This is a genomic window from Brevibacillus brevis NBRC 100599, assembly GCF_000010165.1.
GTDB classification, from domain to species: Bacteria; Bacillota; Bacilli; order Brevibacillales; family Brevibacillaceae; genus Brevibacillus; species Brevibacillus brevis_D.
The window spans coordinates 3052512-3073231 of record NC_012491.1; the positions used below are offsets into that span (position 1 = coordinate 3052512).

Annotated in this window: 2 protein-coding genes; one reads left to right on the forward strand and one right to left on the reverse strand. The window is 48.8% G+C overall.

Features of this window, described 5'->3' with window-relative positions; translation table 11 throughout:
* The first annotated feature begins 1 nt into the window (after position 1).
* Positions 2 to 19201 carry a non-ribosomal peptide synthetase gene (locus BBR47_RS14680; protein ID WP_015891190.1) on the forward strand — a complete coding sequence of 6400 codons (19200 nt, stop codon included), beginning with the start codon at positions 2 to 4 and terminating at the stop codon, positions 19199 to 19201.
* A 13-nt stretch (positions 19202 to 19214) separates the two neighbouring features.
* On the opposite strand, the gene BBR47_RS14685 is transcribed toward BBR47_RS14680, so the two are convergent.
* Positions 19215 to 20558: a recombinase family protein gene (locus tag BBR47_RS14685; RefSeq protein WP_015891191.1), complete on the reverse strand. Its 1344-nt coding sequence runs from the start codon at positions 20556 to 20558 to the stop codon at positions 19215 to 19217.
* Positions 20559 to 20720: the final 162 nt, after the last annotated feature.

Sequence of the window (20720 nt, forward strand, 5' to 3'; positions counted from 1 at the left end):
AATGGGGGATTTTACTGATCTATACACCTTATCCCCGCTGCAAGAAGGGATGTTGTTCCATTCGCTGTACTCTGAGGGTTCAGCCTATATGGTACAGAACATTGCCATTCTTACAGGCGAGCTTGATATCGTCAACTTTGAAAAAGCCTGGAACAAAGTGGTTCAAAGACATTCCATTTTGCGTACTGGATTCCTTTGGGAGGAAGTAGAGAAGCCACTTCAGGTGGTCTTCGAAAGTGTTCCTTTTTCCATACACCAGGAAGACTGGTCACATCGCACTGATGAAGAGCAAAAAACCATGCTGACATCGTTTTTGCAAACAGAAAAAGAGGCGGGCTTCGACTTGAGCGAAGCCCCCCTCATGCGAGTGACGGTCATCAAAAAGGCCAAAGATGTGCACCAGTTCATCTGGACCTTTCATCATTTGCTCTTGGATGGATGGAGCAGCCCCATTCTTTTTCAGGAAGTCCTCGATTTCTATGAGGCGTACTGCCAAGGCAAGGACTTGAGACTTCCACAGCCAAAGCCATTCAAAGATTATATCTCCTGGCTTCGCCGTCAGGACAACAAGGAGTCTGAAAAGTTCTGGCGCGAGTTCCTAGCGTCCGTCGAGGGTCCCACACCTCTTCCCTTTGAATCTTATCCCTTGAGAGATTCAGAAGAGGAAAAAGGGATTCATGAATCGACTCGAACCTTGACTGCTGAAGTCTCGAAAGCTCTCTTAAAATTAGCTCGAACGTATAAGGTAACGATCAACACCATCGTGCAGGGAGCGTGGGCCATTCTCCTCAGCCGTTTGAGCGAGGAAGAAAGCGTGGTATACGGCGTAACCGGTTCCGGGCGCCCGAGCGACCTGCCGGGTGTAGAGCAGATGGTTGGAATGTTTATCAACACGTTGCCGATGAAAACGAAAGTCGAGCCTGAGCAGACGTTGGATCAGTGGTTCAAAGCGTTACAGGATCAGCAATCAAAAGTCCGACAATATGAATACTCGCCATTGGTGGATATCCAAGGCTGGACCGATGTACCCCGTGGGCTACCACTGTTTGAAAGTATCTTCGTTTTTGAGAACTATCCGCTGGGAGAAGGAGAAGAGAAGGAATTCGGTTTTTCCATCTCCAATGTACAGCACTTCCAAGAGGTGGATAACCCGCTCACGATTGTCGGGGTTCCGGGCGAGCAGTTTAGCATCAAAATGATATACAGGACTGACCGCTTTGAGCAGGCGGCAATCGAACGGACACTTGACCAAATGGCATCCATTTTAATGGCCATCGTCGAGAATCCGAAACAACGCCTGTCCGCTATCTCTTTTCTCAGTCAAGAAGAAAGACAACATCTACTAGTCGGGCTAAACGATACGACGAGCGATTACCCTCGGGAAAAAACCGTTCCACAACTGTTTGCCGAAACAGCGGCCCAATACCCGGATCGTATTGCCGTCGTTGCGGGAGAAGAGCAGTTGACTTACGCAGAGCTGGAGGTAAAAGCCAATCAGCTTGCCCACTACTTGCAAAAGCAAGGAGTAGTAACAGGTACTTTTGTCGGGCTTTGCGTAGAGCGCTCGTTAGATATGCTCGTGGGTATGCTCGGGATTCTCAAAGCAGGTGGAGCGTATGTGCCACTTGACCCTGCGTATCCAGAAGAACGTTTGGCGTTCATGCTGGCAGATGCCCAGATTTCCGTTCTATTGACACAAGAGCATTTGGCTAACAAGTGGCAAGGACAAGAGCTTACCATTCTCACTCTCGACCATGCTGCGGAACAATGGGCGGAAGAAAGCACGTTTGCTCCACAAGTAGATATGACAGCCGACAGCCTCGCCTACGTCATTTACACTTCGGGTTCAACAGGTACACCAAAAGGAGTGCTGGTCGTCCATCGCGGGATTGTTCGCCTGATCAAAAACACGAACTACGTGACCATTACGGAAGAGGACGTATTCCTGCAAGCCTCTACCGTATCGTTTGATGCTGCTACCTTTGAAATTTGGGGCGCGTTATTAAACGGAGCGAAGCTGGTGTTGATGCCGCCACATCAGCCTTCACTCGATGAACTGGGAGAGACGATTCAGAATCACAAGGTGACGACACTTTGGCTGACAGCTGGTCTGTTTACGGTCATGGTTGACCACAAGGTGGAGCACTTGCGTGGCGTGCGACAGCTACTTGTCGGTGGGGATGTTGTCTCTGCATCCCATGTACGCAAGGTACTTTCACTTGGCGGGATCACGGTGATAAACGGCTATGGTCCGACGGAAAACACGACGTTTACTTGCTGCAATCCCGTCACGGAGCTTCCAGAAGGCGTCAACTCCTTCCCGATCGGCCGACCGATCAGCAATACCACGGTGTACGTATTGGACAAACATCAACAACCTGTCCCTCTGGGTGCAGCAGGAGAATTATATATAGGCGGAGATGGTCTAGCTCTAGGCTATTTGAACAATCCGGAGCTAACCGCAGAGCGTTTTGTGGAGAATCCGTTTGATCCACAAGGAGGTTCTCTCCTGTACCGTACTGGTGACTTGGTTCGTTATCTACCTGATGGCACGATTGCGTTTATCGGACGTATCGACAACCAAGTAAAAATCCGCGGCTTCCGGATCGAATTAGGTGAGGTGGAAGCAGCACTCAGCTTGCATCCGTCTGTGAACGAAGTTGTGGTCATGGTCCGTGAGATGAAGTCAGGCGAGAAGCATGTTACGGCGTATTTTACCGTTTCAGAAGATAACACGCTCGAAACTTCTGATTTACGTGCATGGACAAAAACGAAGTTGCCAGAATTCATGAGGCCATCATTTTATATTTTCTTGGATACGATGCCTTTGACGGCAAATGGTAAAATCGACCGCAAACAATTGCCGGAACCAGAATGGACAAATCCTGCTTCCGACAAAGGTTACATGGAGCCGCGCAATCAGGTAGAAGAGCTGATTGCCAACATTTGGTCGCAGGTGCTCGGAGTCGAAAAAGTAGGGATTCACGATAACTTTTTCGAGCTGGGTGGACATTCACTTTTGGCGACACGAGTCATTTCACGCCTGAGAGAGGCGTTTGGAATAGAGCAAACGGTGCGCTCCATTTTTGAACATCCAACCATTGCAGCATGGAGTGAACAAGGAGCAGCCCTTCATTTGGGAGAGAAAGAAGCGATTGGTGGATCGATTCAGCCTGTTTCAAGACAGAACAATCTGCCGTTGTCTTTTGCCCAACAGCGATTATGGTTCTTTGATCAATTCATGCCAGGTAGCCCGATGTACAACATCCCATCTGCCCTTCGTTTGCAAGGCGAACTCGACGTAGTGGCATGGGAGAAGAGTTTACAGGCGATCATTTTGCGTCACGAAAGCTTGCGTACCACGTTCCACGAAATAGACGGACAATCCATACAAGTGATTCATTCGCAGATCGACTGGAAAATGGACATTCTGGACTTACGCGACCTACCAGATGAAAAGAAAGAACAAAAGATAGAGCAGTTGGCCGAAGCAGAAGCGGCCCGAGCATTTACTCTCGGACAAGGACCGCTGATACGCGCGACGATGATCCACGCAGATGATCACGCCTATGTCTTCTTGATCAACATGCACCATATCATCTCTGATGGTTGGTCGATGGGCATCTTCTATCGCGAATTGCTTGCCAATTATGAAGCCTTCCGTAAACAAGAAACACTAGAGCTAGCTGAACTACCGATTCAATATGCGGATTTTGCCTCATGGCAGCGTGAATGGCTGGAAGGCGAACTCTTAGAGCAGCAGGTTACTTATTGGAAAGAAAAACTGAGTGGAGCAGAACCGCTTCTAGCACTGCCGACTGACCGTTCGCGCCCTGCTTTGCAATCCTATAAAGGAGCCATTTACACCAGGACCTTTTCCGCGGACTTGCTTACCAAATTGAAAGTACTTAGCCAGGAGTCCAATTCTACCTTGTTTATGACATTGCTGGCTGCCTTCCAAATCCTTCTATACCGCTATAGTGGTCAAGAAGACATCGTTGTGGGAAGTCCGGTAGCAGGACGCAATCGGCAAGAAACCGAGAATTTGATTGGCTTCTTCGTTAACACGTTGGCACTCCGAACCAACGTAACAGGAGATGTAACCTTTACGGAATTACTGGCACGTGTTCGGGAAACAGCGTTGGAGGCCTATGCACATCAGGATTTACCTTTTGAAAAATTGGTTGATGAGCTACAGCTAGAGCGTAGCCTCAGCTACTCGCAGTTGTTCCAGGTCATGTTTGTCCTGCAAAACTTCCCGCTGGAGGAGGCAGTAACGTCCGGCATTCAGCTCACACCATTGGATTCTGAGCGACATTTGACGACATCCAAGTTTGACCTCACATTGACGATGCGAGAGCAGGCAGACGGACTCGTGGCTTCCTTTGAGTACAGCACAGATTTGTTCGACAGATCGACGATCGAGCGAATGACTGGACATTTGCAAAATCTGCTTGAGGCTATCATCGTCCAACCAGAACAGTCGATTGAAAAACTTGATCTTCTAAGGGAAAGCGAACGAAATAAACAGGTGGTAGAGCTTAACAACACAGCGAGCGAATACCCTCGGGATAAAACCGTTCCACAACTGTTTACCGAAACAGCGGCCCAATACCCAGATCGTATCGCCGTCGTGGCGGGAGAAGAGCAGTTGACCTTCGCAGAGCTGGAGGCAAAAGCCAATCAGCTCGCCCACTACTTGCAAAAGCAAGGAGTAGAAACAGGTACTTTTGTCGGGATTTGCGTAGAGCGTTCGTTAGATATGCTCGTGGGTATGCTCGGGATTCTCAAAGCAGGTGGAGCGTATGTGCCACTCGACCCTGCGTATCCAGAAGAACGTTTGGCGTTCATGCTCGCAGATGCCCAGATTTCCATTTTATTGACACAGGAGCATTTGGCTGACAAGTGGCAGGGTCAAGAGCTTACCATTCTCAATCTCGACCATGCTGCGGAACCATGGGCGGAAGAAAGCACGCTTGCTCCCCAAGTAGATATGACAGCCGACAGCCTCGCTTACGTCATTTACACATCGGGTTCGACAGGTACACCAAAAGGAGTGCTAGTCGTTCATCGCGGGATTGTTCGCCTGATCAAAAACACGAACTACGTGACCATCACGGAAGAGGACGTGTTCCTGCAAGCCTCTACCGTATCGTTTGATGCTGCTACCTTTGAAATTTGGGGGGCGTTGTTAAACGGAGCGAAGCTGGTGTTGATGCCGCCACATCAGCCTTCACTCGATGAACTGGGAGAGACGATTCAGAATCACAAAGTGACGACACTTTGGCTGACAGCTGGTCTGTTTACGGTCATGGTTGACCACAAGGTGGAGTGCTTGCGCGGCGTGCGTCAGCTACTTGTTGGTGGGGATGTTGTCTCTGCATCCCATGTACGCAAGGTACTTTCACTTGGCGCGATTACAGTGATTAACGGCTATGGCCCGACGGAAAACACGACATTTACTTGCTGCAATCCCGTCACGGAGCTTCCAGAAGGCGTCAACTCCTTCCCGATCGGCCGACCGATCAGCAATACCACGGTGTACGTATTGGACAAACATCAACAACCTGTCCCTCTGGGTGCAGCCGGTGAATTATATATAGGCGGAGATGGTCTCGCTCTAGGCTATTTGAACAATCCGGAGCTAACCGCAGAGCGTTTTGTGGAGAATCCGTTTGATCCACAAAGAGATTCTCGCCTGTACCGTACTGGTGACTTGGTTCGTTATCTACCTGATGGCACGATTGAGTTTATCGGACGTATCGACAACCAAGTAAAAATTCGCGGCTTCCGCATTGAGTTGGGCGAAATCGAGACCGTATTGCAGAGCCACCCGGCTGTAAAAGAGTCCGTACTCATGGTCAGAGAGGAAACTCCTGGGGACAAGCGCTTAGCCGCCTACCTCGTTTTTGCAGAAGAAAAAGAGGTTACTCACATCGAGATGCGATCTTATCTCAAGGATAAGTTGCCTGAGTACATGATCCCATCCGCGTTTGTGAATATGGACAGCTTCCCGCTGACACCAAACGGTAAAGTGGATCGGCGGGCACTCCCGATCCCTGATTATTCCCGAAATGAGGAGGATAGCGGTTATGTAGCACCTGCAACGGATCTGGAAGTGAAATTGGCGGAAATCTGGAAAAGTGTGCTGGGTGTTACGAACATCGGCATCTACGATAACTTTTTCGAATTGGGTGGCGACTCCATTCTCAGTATCCAGATCGTCGCGAGAGCCAATCATTCCGGAATTCGCTTCACACCTAAGCAACTTTTTGAAAATCAAACCATTGCAGAATTGCTACGTGTTGTTACTGATTTTAGCCAAGAAACGGATACAACATGGAAAAATGAACAGGGTACTGTTACTGGAAATGTACCGCTCACTCCCATCCAAAAATGGTTCTTTGACTCCAATCAACCGTCGCTGCACCACTGGAATCAGTCGGTACTTCTGACTGTTCAGCAACCAGTAGACCTTGTTGTCCTGGAGCAAACAATTGAGAGCCTGCTGGCCCATCATGATGCGTTGCGTATGCGCTTTTCACACCATGACGGCATGTGGACACAAATGATGGAAGGTCTAGAAGAGAATGCTCCATTCCGTAGCGTGGATCTTTCTCATCTCCCTAAACAGGAACAGGAGTCTAGACTGGAGGAAATTTCACAAGAAGTACAAGCGAGCCTAAATATCACGGAAGGTCCCATCGTACAGGCTGTGTACTTCAATATGGGCGAAGAGCAAGCTGGCCGACTGCTGCTCGTCATTCACCACTTAGTTGTTGACGGTGTATCGTGGCGTATTTTGCTGGAGGATTTGCAGCATACCTATGATCAAATAGCGAGTGGTCATGACGTACAAATGCCAGCAAAGACGACTTCGTTCAAGATGTGGGCTGAACAATTAGTCGCGTATGCCAATTCAGAAGCCATCCAGCAAGAAAACGAGTACTGGCTCAAACAAGATCAAGAGGCAAGTCCGATCCCGATTGATCACCTTTATGAACCGAGTCAGAACACGGAAGCGACAACCAAACAAGTAACGTTCTCTTTAGATGCAGGAGAAACCCGTGCCCTGTTGCAGGAGACACTTTCTCCTTACCGCTTGAAAATAAACGATGTCTTACTTGCTGCCTTAACAAAAGCAATGCACCGCTGGACAGGGAAACAGACGTTATCTTTCCATCTCGAGGGGCATGGACGCGAAGATATTTTGGAAGGAGCAGATTTATCCCGCACCGTTGGCTGGTTTACGAGTATGTATCCTGTACATCTTACACTTGACCAGACAAAAACGTGGAGTGAACTGCTAAAAGCGGTCAAAGAACAGCTTCGAGCCATTCCGCAAAATGGAGTTGGCTATGGTATCCTGCACTACTTACGTCAGGATGACGAACTGAAAGAGCAGTTGAAGTCTCGAATGAAACCAGAGATCAGCTTCAACTACCTCGGCCAGTTTGATCAAGCTGTCTCGTCTAATGCTAAATTTGGCATGGCTGCTGAATCAAGAGGCTCGAATCTTGCACCTGATTCCATTCGCGGGCATTTAATCGATGTAAACAGCGTCATTTCCGGAGAACAACTGCATGTCACTTGGTTTTACAACGAAAACATCCACGAGAAAACTACGGTGGAAGCAGTTGCTCGTGATTATATGGACGCCTTGCGTGAGATTATGGCACATTGCCGCTCCGAAGAAGCAGGGGGTTATACTCCTTCTGACTTCCCGTTATCTCGTCTGGATCAGCGTACAATCGACACGTATGTGGGTAAAGATCGTTCCATCGAGAACATATACCCACTGACGCCGTTGCAGGAAGGCATGCTTTTCCATTCCCTGTACGAGCAAGAGGGCGGAGACTATGTGGTTCAATTCTCCATGACGATCCATCATTTGCACGTCGATGCACTCCAACAAGCATGGCAAAAAGTCACTGATCGTCATTCCATTCTGCGTACCTCGTTTATCTGGGATGGAGTAGTTAATCCGCATCAAATTGTCCGCAAGCACGTACGGGTGACAGTTGATGAAAGAGATCTGCGACATTTACCGACGGATAAACAGAAAGCAGCGCTAGACGAATTTTTGGAAGAGGATCGGAAGCGGAACTTCTCCATTACAGAACCACCTCTCATGCGTTTGACTTTGTTTAGGATTAGCAACGAAGCGTATCGCTTTATCTGGAGCTTCCACCACGTATTGCTGGACGGTTGGAGCTTGCCGCTCGTCTTAAAAGACTGGTTTGCCGCTTATCTAGCGCTGGCAGATGGAAAAGACATTCAGCTTGGGGCTGTACAGCCATTTTCCCAGTATGTAGCGTGGATTCAGCGCCAAGACCTGCAAGCTGCGGAACATTTCTGGCGCAACCATTTGAAGGGGATATACGGGCCGACACAAATCAATCTCGGACAAGCTCATCAATCCATGGGTGAACCAAAAACCTACGACGAGCGCATTATCCGATTCTCGGCCGAGTTTACCGAACAGCTGCAATCCTTTGCCCGTCAGCATCAGGTAACGCTGAATACCTTTATACAAAGTGCGTGGGGCATGATCCTTGGAGCTTACAGTGGGGAAGCAGATGTCGTATTCGGGGCAACTGGTTCAGGACGTCCAGCCGATTTGCATGGCGTAGAAAATATGGTGGGTCTGTTCATTAATACGCTCCCGGTTCGAATCACAATCGATCCAAGCAAAACCGTTCGGGTATGGCTGCGCGAATTGCAAGAAATGCAATTGGAGATTCGCCAATATGAGTACACGCCGCTGGTTGACATCCAGAGCTGGAGCGAATTCGAGCGCAACACCTCTCTGTTCGAAAGTATTTTTATCTTTGAGAACTACCCGATCGATGAGTCTGTGAAAGAAGCGGACAGCAGTATTCAGATTTCTGATGTAGACTCTGCGGAGCAAACAAACTATCCACTTACCGTAGTATGTGGGCCTGGCAAAGAATTTGTCCTCAAAATCGTTTTTGATCAAAACCGATTCGATCATGTACGGATCGAACGTGTCCTAGAGCAAATGACGCTTCTGCTCCAATCGATGATAGCAAATCCTGATCAACCTCTGGCTAATGTGTGCATGATCAGCGAAAGCGAACAAGAGCAGGTTTTGGTCGAGTGGAACGATACGAAGGTCGATTATCCAACCGGGCTTTGCATTCATAAAGCATTTGAACAACAAGTACAAAAGACGCCAGCTGCGATCGGACTCATGTACAAAGAGATGGAAATGACGTATGCCGAGCTGAACCAGCGAGCGAACCAATTGGCGCATCATCTCCTTGCCCAAGGCGTGAAACCAGATACACTCGTCGGGATTTGCATCGAGCGCTCCCCTGAGATGATCGTCGGGATTCTCGGTGTGATGAAAGCAGGTGCCGCCTATGTTCCAATTGATCCGGCACATCCGCTAGAGCGTATTGCCTACATGATCGAGGATTCGCAGGCAAATATCGTGTTGACTCAGCAATCTCTGGCAAACCAATTGCTTACAACGAAGGCCCAGGTAATTTGCCTGGATAGTAATGCGCTAGAGAATGAACCTGTTCATGATGTGATGTGCGGGGTTACCGAACAAAATCTTGCCTATGTCATTTACACATCTGGTTCCACAGGCTTGCCCAAAGGCGTGATGGTCGAACACCAAAGTGCAATGAATATGGCTCATTACCTGATTGAGTTGTTCCAAGTCCAGCCGTCTAGCCGCGTCTTGCAGTTATGTTCGTTCAGTTTCGACGTATCTGTCGCGGAGATCGTCATGGCTTTGATTTCGGGTGCGACCCTAGTCATTGAGGATCGGGAAATGCTCATGCCAGGCCCTGAACTCATCTCTGTCTTGCAAGAAAAACAAATCACGACTGTGATGACAGTGCCCGCTGTACTTGCGGCATTACCTGAAGCCGACCTACCTGATCTGAAGACACTCGTGATCGGTGGCGAAGCACCAAGCTATGAGCTCATCACTCGCTATGCAAATCATCGTCAATTTTTCAATTGCTACGGTCCAACGGAGGCAACCGTCTGCACCACGCTGATGCTTATGGATACGAATCTGGCGAACACGCCAATTGGCCGTCCTATCGCCAACGCGACCATCTACGTATTAGATGCCAATCTGAAGCCGGTCCCTATTGGCGTACCAGGTGAGCTGTACATTGGTGGAAAAGGCTTGGCACGCGGTTACTGGAATCGTCCAGAGCTTACAGAGGAACGCTTTATTACTCATCCGTTTGGAGTGGAAGGCGAACGTCTTTATCGCACAGGCGATCAGGTGCGCTATCTGCAAGACGGTAACCTTGAATTCCTTGGTCGTATCGATAATCAGGTGAAAATTCGCGGCTTCCGCATCGAATTAGGCGAAATCGAAAACGCATTGAGAAAGCACGATGCGATTCGGGAAGCTGTCATTACCGTACGAGACAATCGTTTGGCCGCTTATCTGATTGCAATGGGTGAAGAGAAGCCAGCCACAGAGGAGCTCGCTCTTTATCTGAAAGAAACATTGCCAGATTACATGATTCCAGCAGGCATGGTCTGGATGGAGGCGATTCCGCTTACGGTCAACGGAAAGGTAGACCACCGGGCACTGCCCACACCGGATTGGGGACTTTTGACCACACAACAGGAGTATGTCGCACCTCGTACACCAACAGAAGAAATAGTGGCGAACATTTGGACACAGGTGCTTTCTGTTGAGCAAGTCGGAATTCACGACGATTTCTTTGCACGAGGGGGACATTCCCTCTTAGCTACCCAAGCGATTTCCCGTATGCGTCAAGCTTTTGGCGTAAACATGCCGCTTCGTACGCTGTTTGATTATCCGACAACGGCAGCGATTAGCGAAAAAATAACGGCATTGTTACAAGGGGAAGCCGGTCTCACTGACATCCCGCTCGTGCCCATGTCGCGTGACGAACACTTGCCGCTATCATTTGCACAACAACGTTTGTGGTTCTTGGACAAGCTGTTGCCAGACAGTTCCGTCTACAATATCCCAACTGCTGTTCGTCTGATGGGTGAGCTGGACGTCGAGGCGTGGGAACGCAGTCTCAAGCAGATCATCCATCGTCATGAGAGCTTGCGTACAACTTTCTCCGATAGCAATGGGGAAGCCGTTCAAGTCATTCACCCGCAGATTGAGTGGAACATGGAACGAATCGACTTACGGGACTGGAACGAAGAGGAGCGAGAAGGGGAAGTATTGCGTCTTGCCATAGAAGATGCTGAACATTCGTTTCATCTCAATCAAGGGCCGTTATTGCGCGCAAAACTGATTTGCATGGATGAACAAGCGTATGTATTTTTGCTCAATTTACACCACATCATTGCGGATGGCTGGTCCATGAGTGTATTCATGGGTGAGTTAGTCTCCATCTACGAAGCGTTATCTGCTGGAGAAACCCCACAGCTTGCCGAAATGCCGCTGCAATATGCAGACTATGCCACATGGCAACGCAATTGGTTGCAAGGTGAGGTATTAGAGCAACAATTGGACTACTGGAAAAAACAATTAGGCGATGCAGAACCACTTCTGAGATTGCCGACAGATCGTCCACGCCCTGCCGTTCAGAGCCATAAAGGGGCGATGCATACGATTAAGCTCTCAGAAAAACTGCTTGCCGATCTAAAAGCGCTCAGCCGTGAAGAGGGATCAACCTTATTCATGACCTTGCTAGCTGCCTTTCAGACCCTGCTCTATCGCTACAGTGGTCAAAAAGACATCCTCGTCGGAAGTCCGGTCGCAGGACGAAATAGACAGGAACTGGAGTCACTTATTGGTTTCTTCATTAACACCTTGGTAATGCGTACAGACATGTCTGGGGAACCAACCTTCCGAGACTTGCTAGCAAAAGTACGAGAGACCGCACTGGAGGCTTATGCGCATCAAGACCTGCCATTTGAAAAACTGGTAGATGAACTGGAGCTGGAACGAAGCCTAAGCTACTCACCGTTGTTCCAAGTGATGTTTGTCCTGCAAAACATCCCGATGGAAGTGCAAGAATTGTCCCAGATTCGCATCGAGCCTTTCCACAGAGGTCAGGAGGGTGTAAGCGCCAAGTTTGACATCACCTTGACCACCGTAGAGGCACCAGATGGACTAATCGCAACATTCGAGTACAATACCGATCTTTTTGATCCAGCAACGATCGAGCGCATGGGGAACCATTTCGCGAGCCTGCTAGAGGCGATTTCGGCAAATCCGATGCAACCAGTCACAGACATCCCTCTCCTGAGCGATAGGGAAAGGGAGCAGCTTCTCCATCAATGGAATGATACAAATGTACCTTTTGAACGTGAAACATGCGTTCATGAAATTGTTGCACGGATTGCACAAGAGTTGCCAAATCAATTAGCCGTTGTTTCCGAAGAAGGGCAGATCACCTATGCAGAATTGGATGCCAAAGCGAATCAGGTAGCGAACTACCTGCAAAAACAGGGAGTATCCTCCGAAACACTTGTCGGTATCTGCGTAGAACGTTCGATCGATATGCTCATCGGTCAACTGGGAATCCTCAAAGCTGGCGGTGCATATGTCCCAATGGACACAGCGTATCCACAAGAGCGTCTTGCTTTCATGATGAAAGATGCCAATATGCCAGTTGTAGTAACCCAAGAACGACTGTTAGGGCGATTGCCAGAAGGAACTGCATCATTCATCTGCTTGGATCGTGATTGGCATATCATTTCGGAAGAGAGCAGCGAGGCACCGATCGTGGCAATGACAACAGAGAATCTGGCGTATGTCATCTATACGTCTGGCTCTACTGGAACGCCAAAAGGGGTAGAGATCGAACATGCCGCCTTGTTAAATCTGATTTGCTGGCACCAGCGGTTATACAGCGTAGATTCAAATGATCGAGCTTCACAAATCGCAGGGACAGCCTTTGATGCATCTGTTTGGGAAATCTGGCCATACCTGACAAAGGGAGCAACACTTTATCTCCCATCAGAAGATATTCGTCTGGTGCCAGAGGAACTAAGAGATTGGCTTGTTGCATCGGGTATTACGATTAGCTTTTTGCCAACGCCTTTGGCGGAAAGGCTGCTTACCTTGGAATGGCCTATCGACACGAAGCTGCGGTATATGCTCACAGGGGGCGACAAGCTACACGATTACCCACTAGCAACCATGCCGTTTACTCTTGTAAACCAATACGGTCCAACCGAAAACGCGGTTGTTGCCACAGCAGGCGTCGTTCCACCAGAAGCTGCTCATGTTTTCGCACCATCAATCGGACGTCCAATAGACAATGTGCAGGTATACGTCCTTGATGAAAAGCGAAATCCTGTGCCGATTGGTGTAGCTGGAGAGCTCTATATCGCGGGAGACAGCTTGGCACGGGGCTATCTGAAGCGCCCTGATCTAACCAAAGAGCGGTTCGTAGCCAATCCATACTCACAAAAACCGGGAGCACGCATGTACCGAACAGGAGACCTGGTTCGTTACCTGCCAGATGGAAGCATAGATTTCATTGGTCGCGCAGATGATCAGGTGAGCATTCGAGGATTCCGGGTCGAACTTGGCGAAATTGAAACCGCTCTGTACACACATCCGGCGGTAAAAGAAACCATCGTCCTCGTACGTGAGGATATGCCGGGCGTAAAACGACTCGCTGCCTACGTCGTACTCAGAGAGAGACAAGAGATTCAAGCAAGTGAATTCCGTAGCTATCTAAAGGAAAAGCTTCCTGAGTACATGGTACCAGCTGCATTTGTCGTCATGGATAACCTGCCGCTGACGCCAAACGGTAAGGTAGACCGACAGGCATTGCCTGTACCTGATTTCTTACACAATGACACAGAAGGCAGTTTTGCTGCTCCGACAACTGCTATTGAGGCTACGCTTGCAGATATATGGAAAAAAGTCCTAGTCATTGACAATGTTGGTATCTATGACAACTTTTTCGAGCTTGGTGGAGACTCCATTTTGAGTATCCAAATTGTTTCTCGAGCCAATCAGGCTGGAATTCGTTTGACACCGAAACAGCTCTTGAGAAATCAAACCATCGCGGAACTGGCAAGTGTCGTGACAACGACTGACGGCATACAAACAGGAAAAGTCCAAGCAGAACAAGGAATCTTGACGGGAGAGGTGCCGATCACGCCAATTCAATCGTGGTTCTTCACGACTGAACAACCGTCGATCCATCATTGGAACCAATCCTTGCTTTTGACGGTGCAACAACCCGTTGACCCAACCGTTCTAGAGCGTGTCATCGAGAGCCTGCTCACGCATCATGACGCATTACGTATGCGTTATACCCATACGGAGCAAGGTTGGATCCAACATATAGAGGGACTTCCTGAGACCATTCCATTCCGTAGCGTGGACCTGTCCGCTGTTCTTGAAGAAGAACAAGCCGATCGTCTGGAGCAAATCGCAAACGAGGTGCAATCAAGTCTACATGTAAGTGAGGGACCCGTTTTCCAAGCCGTATACTTCCATCTAGGAGCGGACCTACCTGGCCGTCTGCTGATTGTTGCCCACCATCTCGTGATTGACGGTGTGTCCTGGCGCATTTTGCTAGAGGATCTGCAAGCTGCTTACGAGCAATTGGTAAACGATGAGCCGGTACAATTCCCAGCGAAAACGACTTCATTCAAGTCATGGGCAGAGCAATTGCAATCCTATGCGAATTCCGAAGTGATCGAGCCGGAAAAAGCGTTCTGGCTGGGCCAAAGTGATGAAGTGAGTCCACTTCCCATTGACCGTGCTTTCGAGCCAAGCCAAAACACAGATGCAACCTCCAAGCAAGTCAGTCTTGCACTTACTAGTGAAGAAACTCGCGCGTTGTTGCAGGATTCGCTTTCGCCTTACCGTCTACAAATCAATGATGTATTGCTTACCGCTTTATCCAAAGCAATGAATCGTTGGACAGGTGAAAAGAGAGTAGCCGTTCATCTGGAAGGGCACGGACGTGAGGAAATTATTGAAGGAGCAGACTTATCCCGTACCGTCGGCTGGTTTACGAGTATGTACCCGGTACAGCTTTCAATTGATCCGTCGAAGCCGTGGGGTGACGCTTTGAAAGCGGTCAAGGAACAGCTTCGTCGCATTCCGATGAAAGGTGTCGGCTACGGCATCCTTCAATACCTCAGTCAGGATGAGGAGTTGAAAAAACGTCTAAGTGAAAAGCCGAAGCCAGAAATCAGCTTCAACTACCTCGGACAGTTTGATCAGATGGTTCAAGCCGAATCGAGATTTGGCATGGCGCAAGAATCAAGAGGCTCCAATCTGGGGAAAGACACAATACGCCAGCACCTGATTGATGTAAACAGTGTCATAACCGGAGAACAACTCCATGTTACGTGGATCTATAGCGAAAACATTCACGAGGAAAGCACGATTCAAGAGCTTGCTTGCAACTATCTGGAAGCTTTGCGCGAAATCATTGCACACTGCCAGTCTGAAGAAGCAGGCGGCTATACGCCATCTGACTTCCCACTAGCGCGAATGGATCAACGGGCCATCGACAAGCATCTGGGACAGGATCGCCTAATCGAGAACGTCTATCCACTCAGTCCATTGCAAGGTGGCATGCTGTTCCACTCCCTGTACGAGCAGGAGGGGGGAGACTATATTGTTCACTTCGCGATGACGATGGAGGGCTTGCACGTTGAAGCGTTTGAACAGGCGTGGCAAAAAGTAGTGGATCGCCATCCAATTCTACGTACCTACTTTGTTTGGGAAGGTTTAGAGGCTCATCAAATTGTACGCAAACAAGTAAAAGCAGCTGTAGAAAAAATCGATCTTCGTCATTTGACAACGGAGCAGCAAAAAACGGAACTGGCTAACTATCTAGAAGCTGACCGTAGACGAAATTTCGAGATTGCGTCACCACCACTCATGCGTTGGACGCTGTTCCACTTGCGTGAGGGAATCTATCGCTTCACTTGGAGCTTCCACCATGTATTGCTTGATGGTTGGAGCGTCCCGATTGTACTAAAAGACTGGTTTAGTGCTTATGTGTCCATAGCAGAAGATAAAGAGGTTTCGTACAGCTTCGTCCAACCGTTCTCTGCGTACATCGATTGGGTACAGCGTCAAGACTTGCGTGCTGCCGAACATTTTTGGCGTGAACAGCTTAAAGGCTTCCACGAGTCGACACCATTAGCAATGAGTAACCAATCAGGCGGCAGGGATCATATGCCGAAAGTGTACGAAGAGAAAGAAATCCGCTTATCGGCGGAAATGACTTCACGATTGCAAGCCTTTGTCCGTACACATCAGTTGACCTTGAATACGCTTGTCCAAGGAGCATGGGCTCTCATCCTGAGCCGATACAGCGCAACGGATGATGTCGTCTTCGGTGCAACCGTTTCCGGTCGTCCAGCTGATCTGCCTACGGTAGAGGGCATGGTAGGTCTCTTCATCAACACCCTGCCGATTCGGGTTTGGATCGATGCGAACAAATCGGTGCGGGAATGGCTTCGTGAGATTCAAGAACATCAAGTGGAGCTTCGCCAGTTTGAGTACACACCGTTGGTTGACATCCAAGGCTGGAGTGAAATGGCGCGTAATACTGCCCTGTTCGAGAGCATCTTCATTTTCGAGAACTACCCGATTGGTGAATCGGTAAAAGCAGAACATAATCAGCTGCAATTATCTGACGTAGAGACGATGGAACAAACGAATTATCCAATCACCGTTGTCTGCGGTCCGGGTAAAGAGTTCATCCTCAAGATCAAATACGACCAAAGCCGATTCGCATGTGAAAATATTGAACGTGTTCTGCACCAGATGTCTTACTTGCTCGAATCCATGATGGCAAAACCTGAACAGTGCCTCGCAGAGGTGTCGATGATCAGTGATAGCGAGCTTCAGCAGGTAGTAGTCGAATGGAATGATACGCGCGTGGATTATCCGGCGCAGCTTTGCATCCATCAGGCATTTGAGAGACAAGTAGAAAAGACACCTGATGCGATTGCACTCGTCTACAAGAAGAGGGAGTTGACCTATGCCGAGCTGAACAACCGTGCAAACCAGTTGGCACACAGGCTGATTGCATCGGGTGTACAACCGGATAAGCTAGTTGGTATTTGCGTCGAACGTTCTTTCGAGATGATCATCGCATTCCTCGGCGTAATGAAAGCTGGTGCTGCTTATGTACCTATTGATCCGGCGCATCCGCAAGATCGCATTGCCTACATGATCGAAGATTCGCAAGCGAACATTTTGTTGACGCAAGAATCGCTGAAAGACATGCTACCAGTTCCTTCTATACAGGTCATTTGCCTTGATAGCGATGAACTGGCAAATGAGCCTACCACAAACGTGGATAGCAACGTGAATGAGCATCATCTCGCCTACGTCATCTATACGTCCGGATCAACCGGATTGCCGAAAGGGGTAATGGTCGAGCACCATTCCGTTATCAATTTGACCCATGCCCTGATTCATTCGTTCCAAATCGAACCGACGAGCCGGGTTTTGCAATTCACATCCTTTAGCTTTGATGTTTCAGTCTCCGAGATCGCTATGACCCTGCTGGCTGGTGCCACGCTCGTCATGGAGGATCGTGAATTACTTTTACCTGGTCCGGAATTGATCCAAGTCCTACAGGAACAGTGCATCACGACCGTGACAATGGCTTCCTCTGTCGTATCGGCCTTGCCACAAGCGGATTTGCCAGACCTGAAGACGCTGATTGTCGGTGGGGAAGCGTTAAGTCGTGAGCTTGTTGCCCGTCATGCCACGGATCGCCAGTTCTTTAACTGCTACGGACCAACGGAAACAACTGTCACTGCTACTCTCACACGTTGTGAGAATAACGGCCAAAATCCAACAATCGGCCGACCTATCGCCAATGTGAAAGTGTATGTACTGGATGCATATCTGCAACCTGTGGCAATAGGTGTACCAGGAGAGCTATACATCGGCGGAAAAGGAATAGCCAGAGGGTACTGGAATCGTCCTGAGCTTACGGAAGAACGCTTTATCAATCATCCGTTTGGCAAGGAAGAAGAACGCCTCTACCGGACTGGCGACCTTGTACGCTATACGGAAGACGGGCAGCTCGAATTCCTCGGACGAATCGACGACCAAGTCAAAATTCGCGGTTATCGAATCGAGCTGGGGGAAATCGAGAATAGACTCAGACAGCATCCAGCCGTTCAGAATGTCGTCGTTATTGCGCGTGAGGATCGAGAAGGAGACAAGCGTTTGGCGGCTTACCTCGTTGGAGCAAACGAACAACAACCGGGTGATGCTGAGCTTATCCACTACCTGAAAGAGACCCTACCAGAATACATGGTTCCTACAGGTTATGTATGGATGGCAGAGATTCCACTCACGGTCAACGGGAAAGTAAATCGCCGCGCTCTTCCCGTACCGGATTGGGGACAGGGGGAGACAGAGAAGGAATATGTGGCACCACGTACACCAACCGAAGAAATCGTTGCCCATATTTGGTCGCAGGTTCTTTCCGTTGAGGGAATGGGAATCCACGATGACTTCTTTCAACTGGGTGGACATTCGTTATTGGCTACCCAAACCGTTTCCCGCTTAAAAGAAGCATTTGGTGTGGAAGTACCGCTCCGTGCCTTGTTCGAAAACCCTAGCGTGGCACAAATGAGCGAAAAGTTAACGGGGCTACTGGAAGCCAAATCGAATGTTGCCAGCATTCCACTCGAACCTGTTTCTCGCGACCAGCATCTACCGCTCTCCTTTGCACAGCAACGCTTGTGGTTCTTGGATCGCTTAATGCCGGACAGCGCCTTGTACAACATCCCGTCTGCCATGCGGATGCAAGGAGACCTCAACATTCATGCATGGGAACGCAGTCTGCAGATGATTATCGAGCGACACGAGAGCTTGCGAACAACCTTCACTGACATCAACGGGGAAGCGATACAAGTCATTCATCCAGAAGTCGCGTGGAGCCTGGGCAAGATTGATTTGCGTGAGCTACCAGAAGAAGAGCGTGACACCCAGGTACATCGCCTGGAGAGAGAAGAGGCAGCCAAGCCATTTGACCTACGTACAGGACCGTTACTGCGGGCCACGATCATCCAGATTGGCGAAGAGAATTTCGTCTTCCTGCTAAATATGCACCATATCGTATCTGACGGCTGGTCGATGAACATTTTCATACGAGAGCTGGTTACGATCTATGAAGCGCTTTGCAAGAAAGAGACGCCACAACTCACGGACATGCCACTACAGTATGCAGATTTTGCAGCTTGGCAGCGTGAATAGCCCGTTATGAATACTAAAAATTCCACTCAATCTCCAACCTGTCTTTATGGATTGCAAGACGGCGAATTAGTTTTTGAACGATGGCCTGCCGATCAGGGAAAGCAGCCGATTCAAGAACAATTGCGTAATCTTGCAGTTGCTTGCGATTAACGCTCCGTGCAGCTCGTTCCGTCTGTGCGGCCTGTTGTTCTGCGATATCACGCTTTTCGTTGTTCAGTTTAGTGACTTGTTTGTCTAATACACTTTTTTCTATGCTTCCGTCAGCATATAGGTCAACTAGCCGCTCAAGTTTTTGGTCAATCTTCTTCAATTGCGTCCCATAATCAATTGCAACAAATTCACGTTCGGATGTTTCCTTTTCATCTGCGATCGTATAAAGGGCATCTTGTATAAATTTCTCTATTGCTTCTGAGCGCCAATTTTTGTTATGGCATTTCTCTGGGTATTCTGAGGGAAAGCGTCTTGCGCGACATGTGTAATAGCGATAGTGCTTGCCCTTGGCGCGGCAATGGTAAGACACGTAAGACTCGCCACACTCTCCACAAACGGCAAGTCCGGTTAGTAGTGCTTCTTTTGCTTTAAAAGCGTTGCGTCCTTTGTGCCGTGATAGGAGTATTTGTACACGGTCAAATTGTTCTTCTGTTATGATCGATTCGTGTTGACCTTTATAGTGTTTGTCCGCAAATTGGACATACCCGCAATAGAGCTTATTAGATAGAATGTCTCGATATCTGCGGAACCGCCAGACTGGATAATTAAGCTCTTTAAGGCGTTTTTGAACTTTGGTAATGGAAAGATACTGCTCGTAAAGATTAAAGGCTTCCTGGATGTGCTGAGCCTCTTCTGGCACGAGTACAAGACGCCCATCCTGTCTTTTATACCCAGCAGGGTCGTAGTCCCCTCCCATTCCTCGTAGTCCTTCTTCTGCACGTTTAATATGTCCCAGTCTCATTCGCTCCGCAATTGTTTCGCGCTCCAGTTGAGCAAACACAGCTAAAATGCCGATCATAGCTTTACCAAAAGGTGTTGAGGTGTCGAGTGCCTCGGTTAGTGATACGAAATCGACTTTGTTTTTCAAGAAGTGATCCTCAATTAGTGTCAACGTGTCACGTTGGGATCGGGATAGCCTGTCCAGTTTATATACGGCAACCACATCCACCTTATCTAGCTCCATTAGTAGGCGCTGTAAACCCGGTCTATCGGTATTTGAGCCAGTAAATCCAGCGTCTACGTAGACATCGTACACCGTCCAGCCTTTTGCTTTACAGAAAGCCTCCAACCGTTCACGTTGTGCCTCGATAGAGTAATTGTCTACCTGCTCCTGGGTGCTGACCCGTAGATATATGGCAACTTTCATGCCGTTCCCTCCATTAAGTACAAGATTTTTTTACTTTCGACACAATTCGACAACATTATACATAAAGCTTGTACTAAAATAACAACAACTAGAACGTTTGTTCGCTAAAACAGCCAGGGAGGAGTACAAGCACATGCAAAGATTTTTGTTAGATGAACAAAC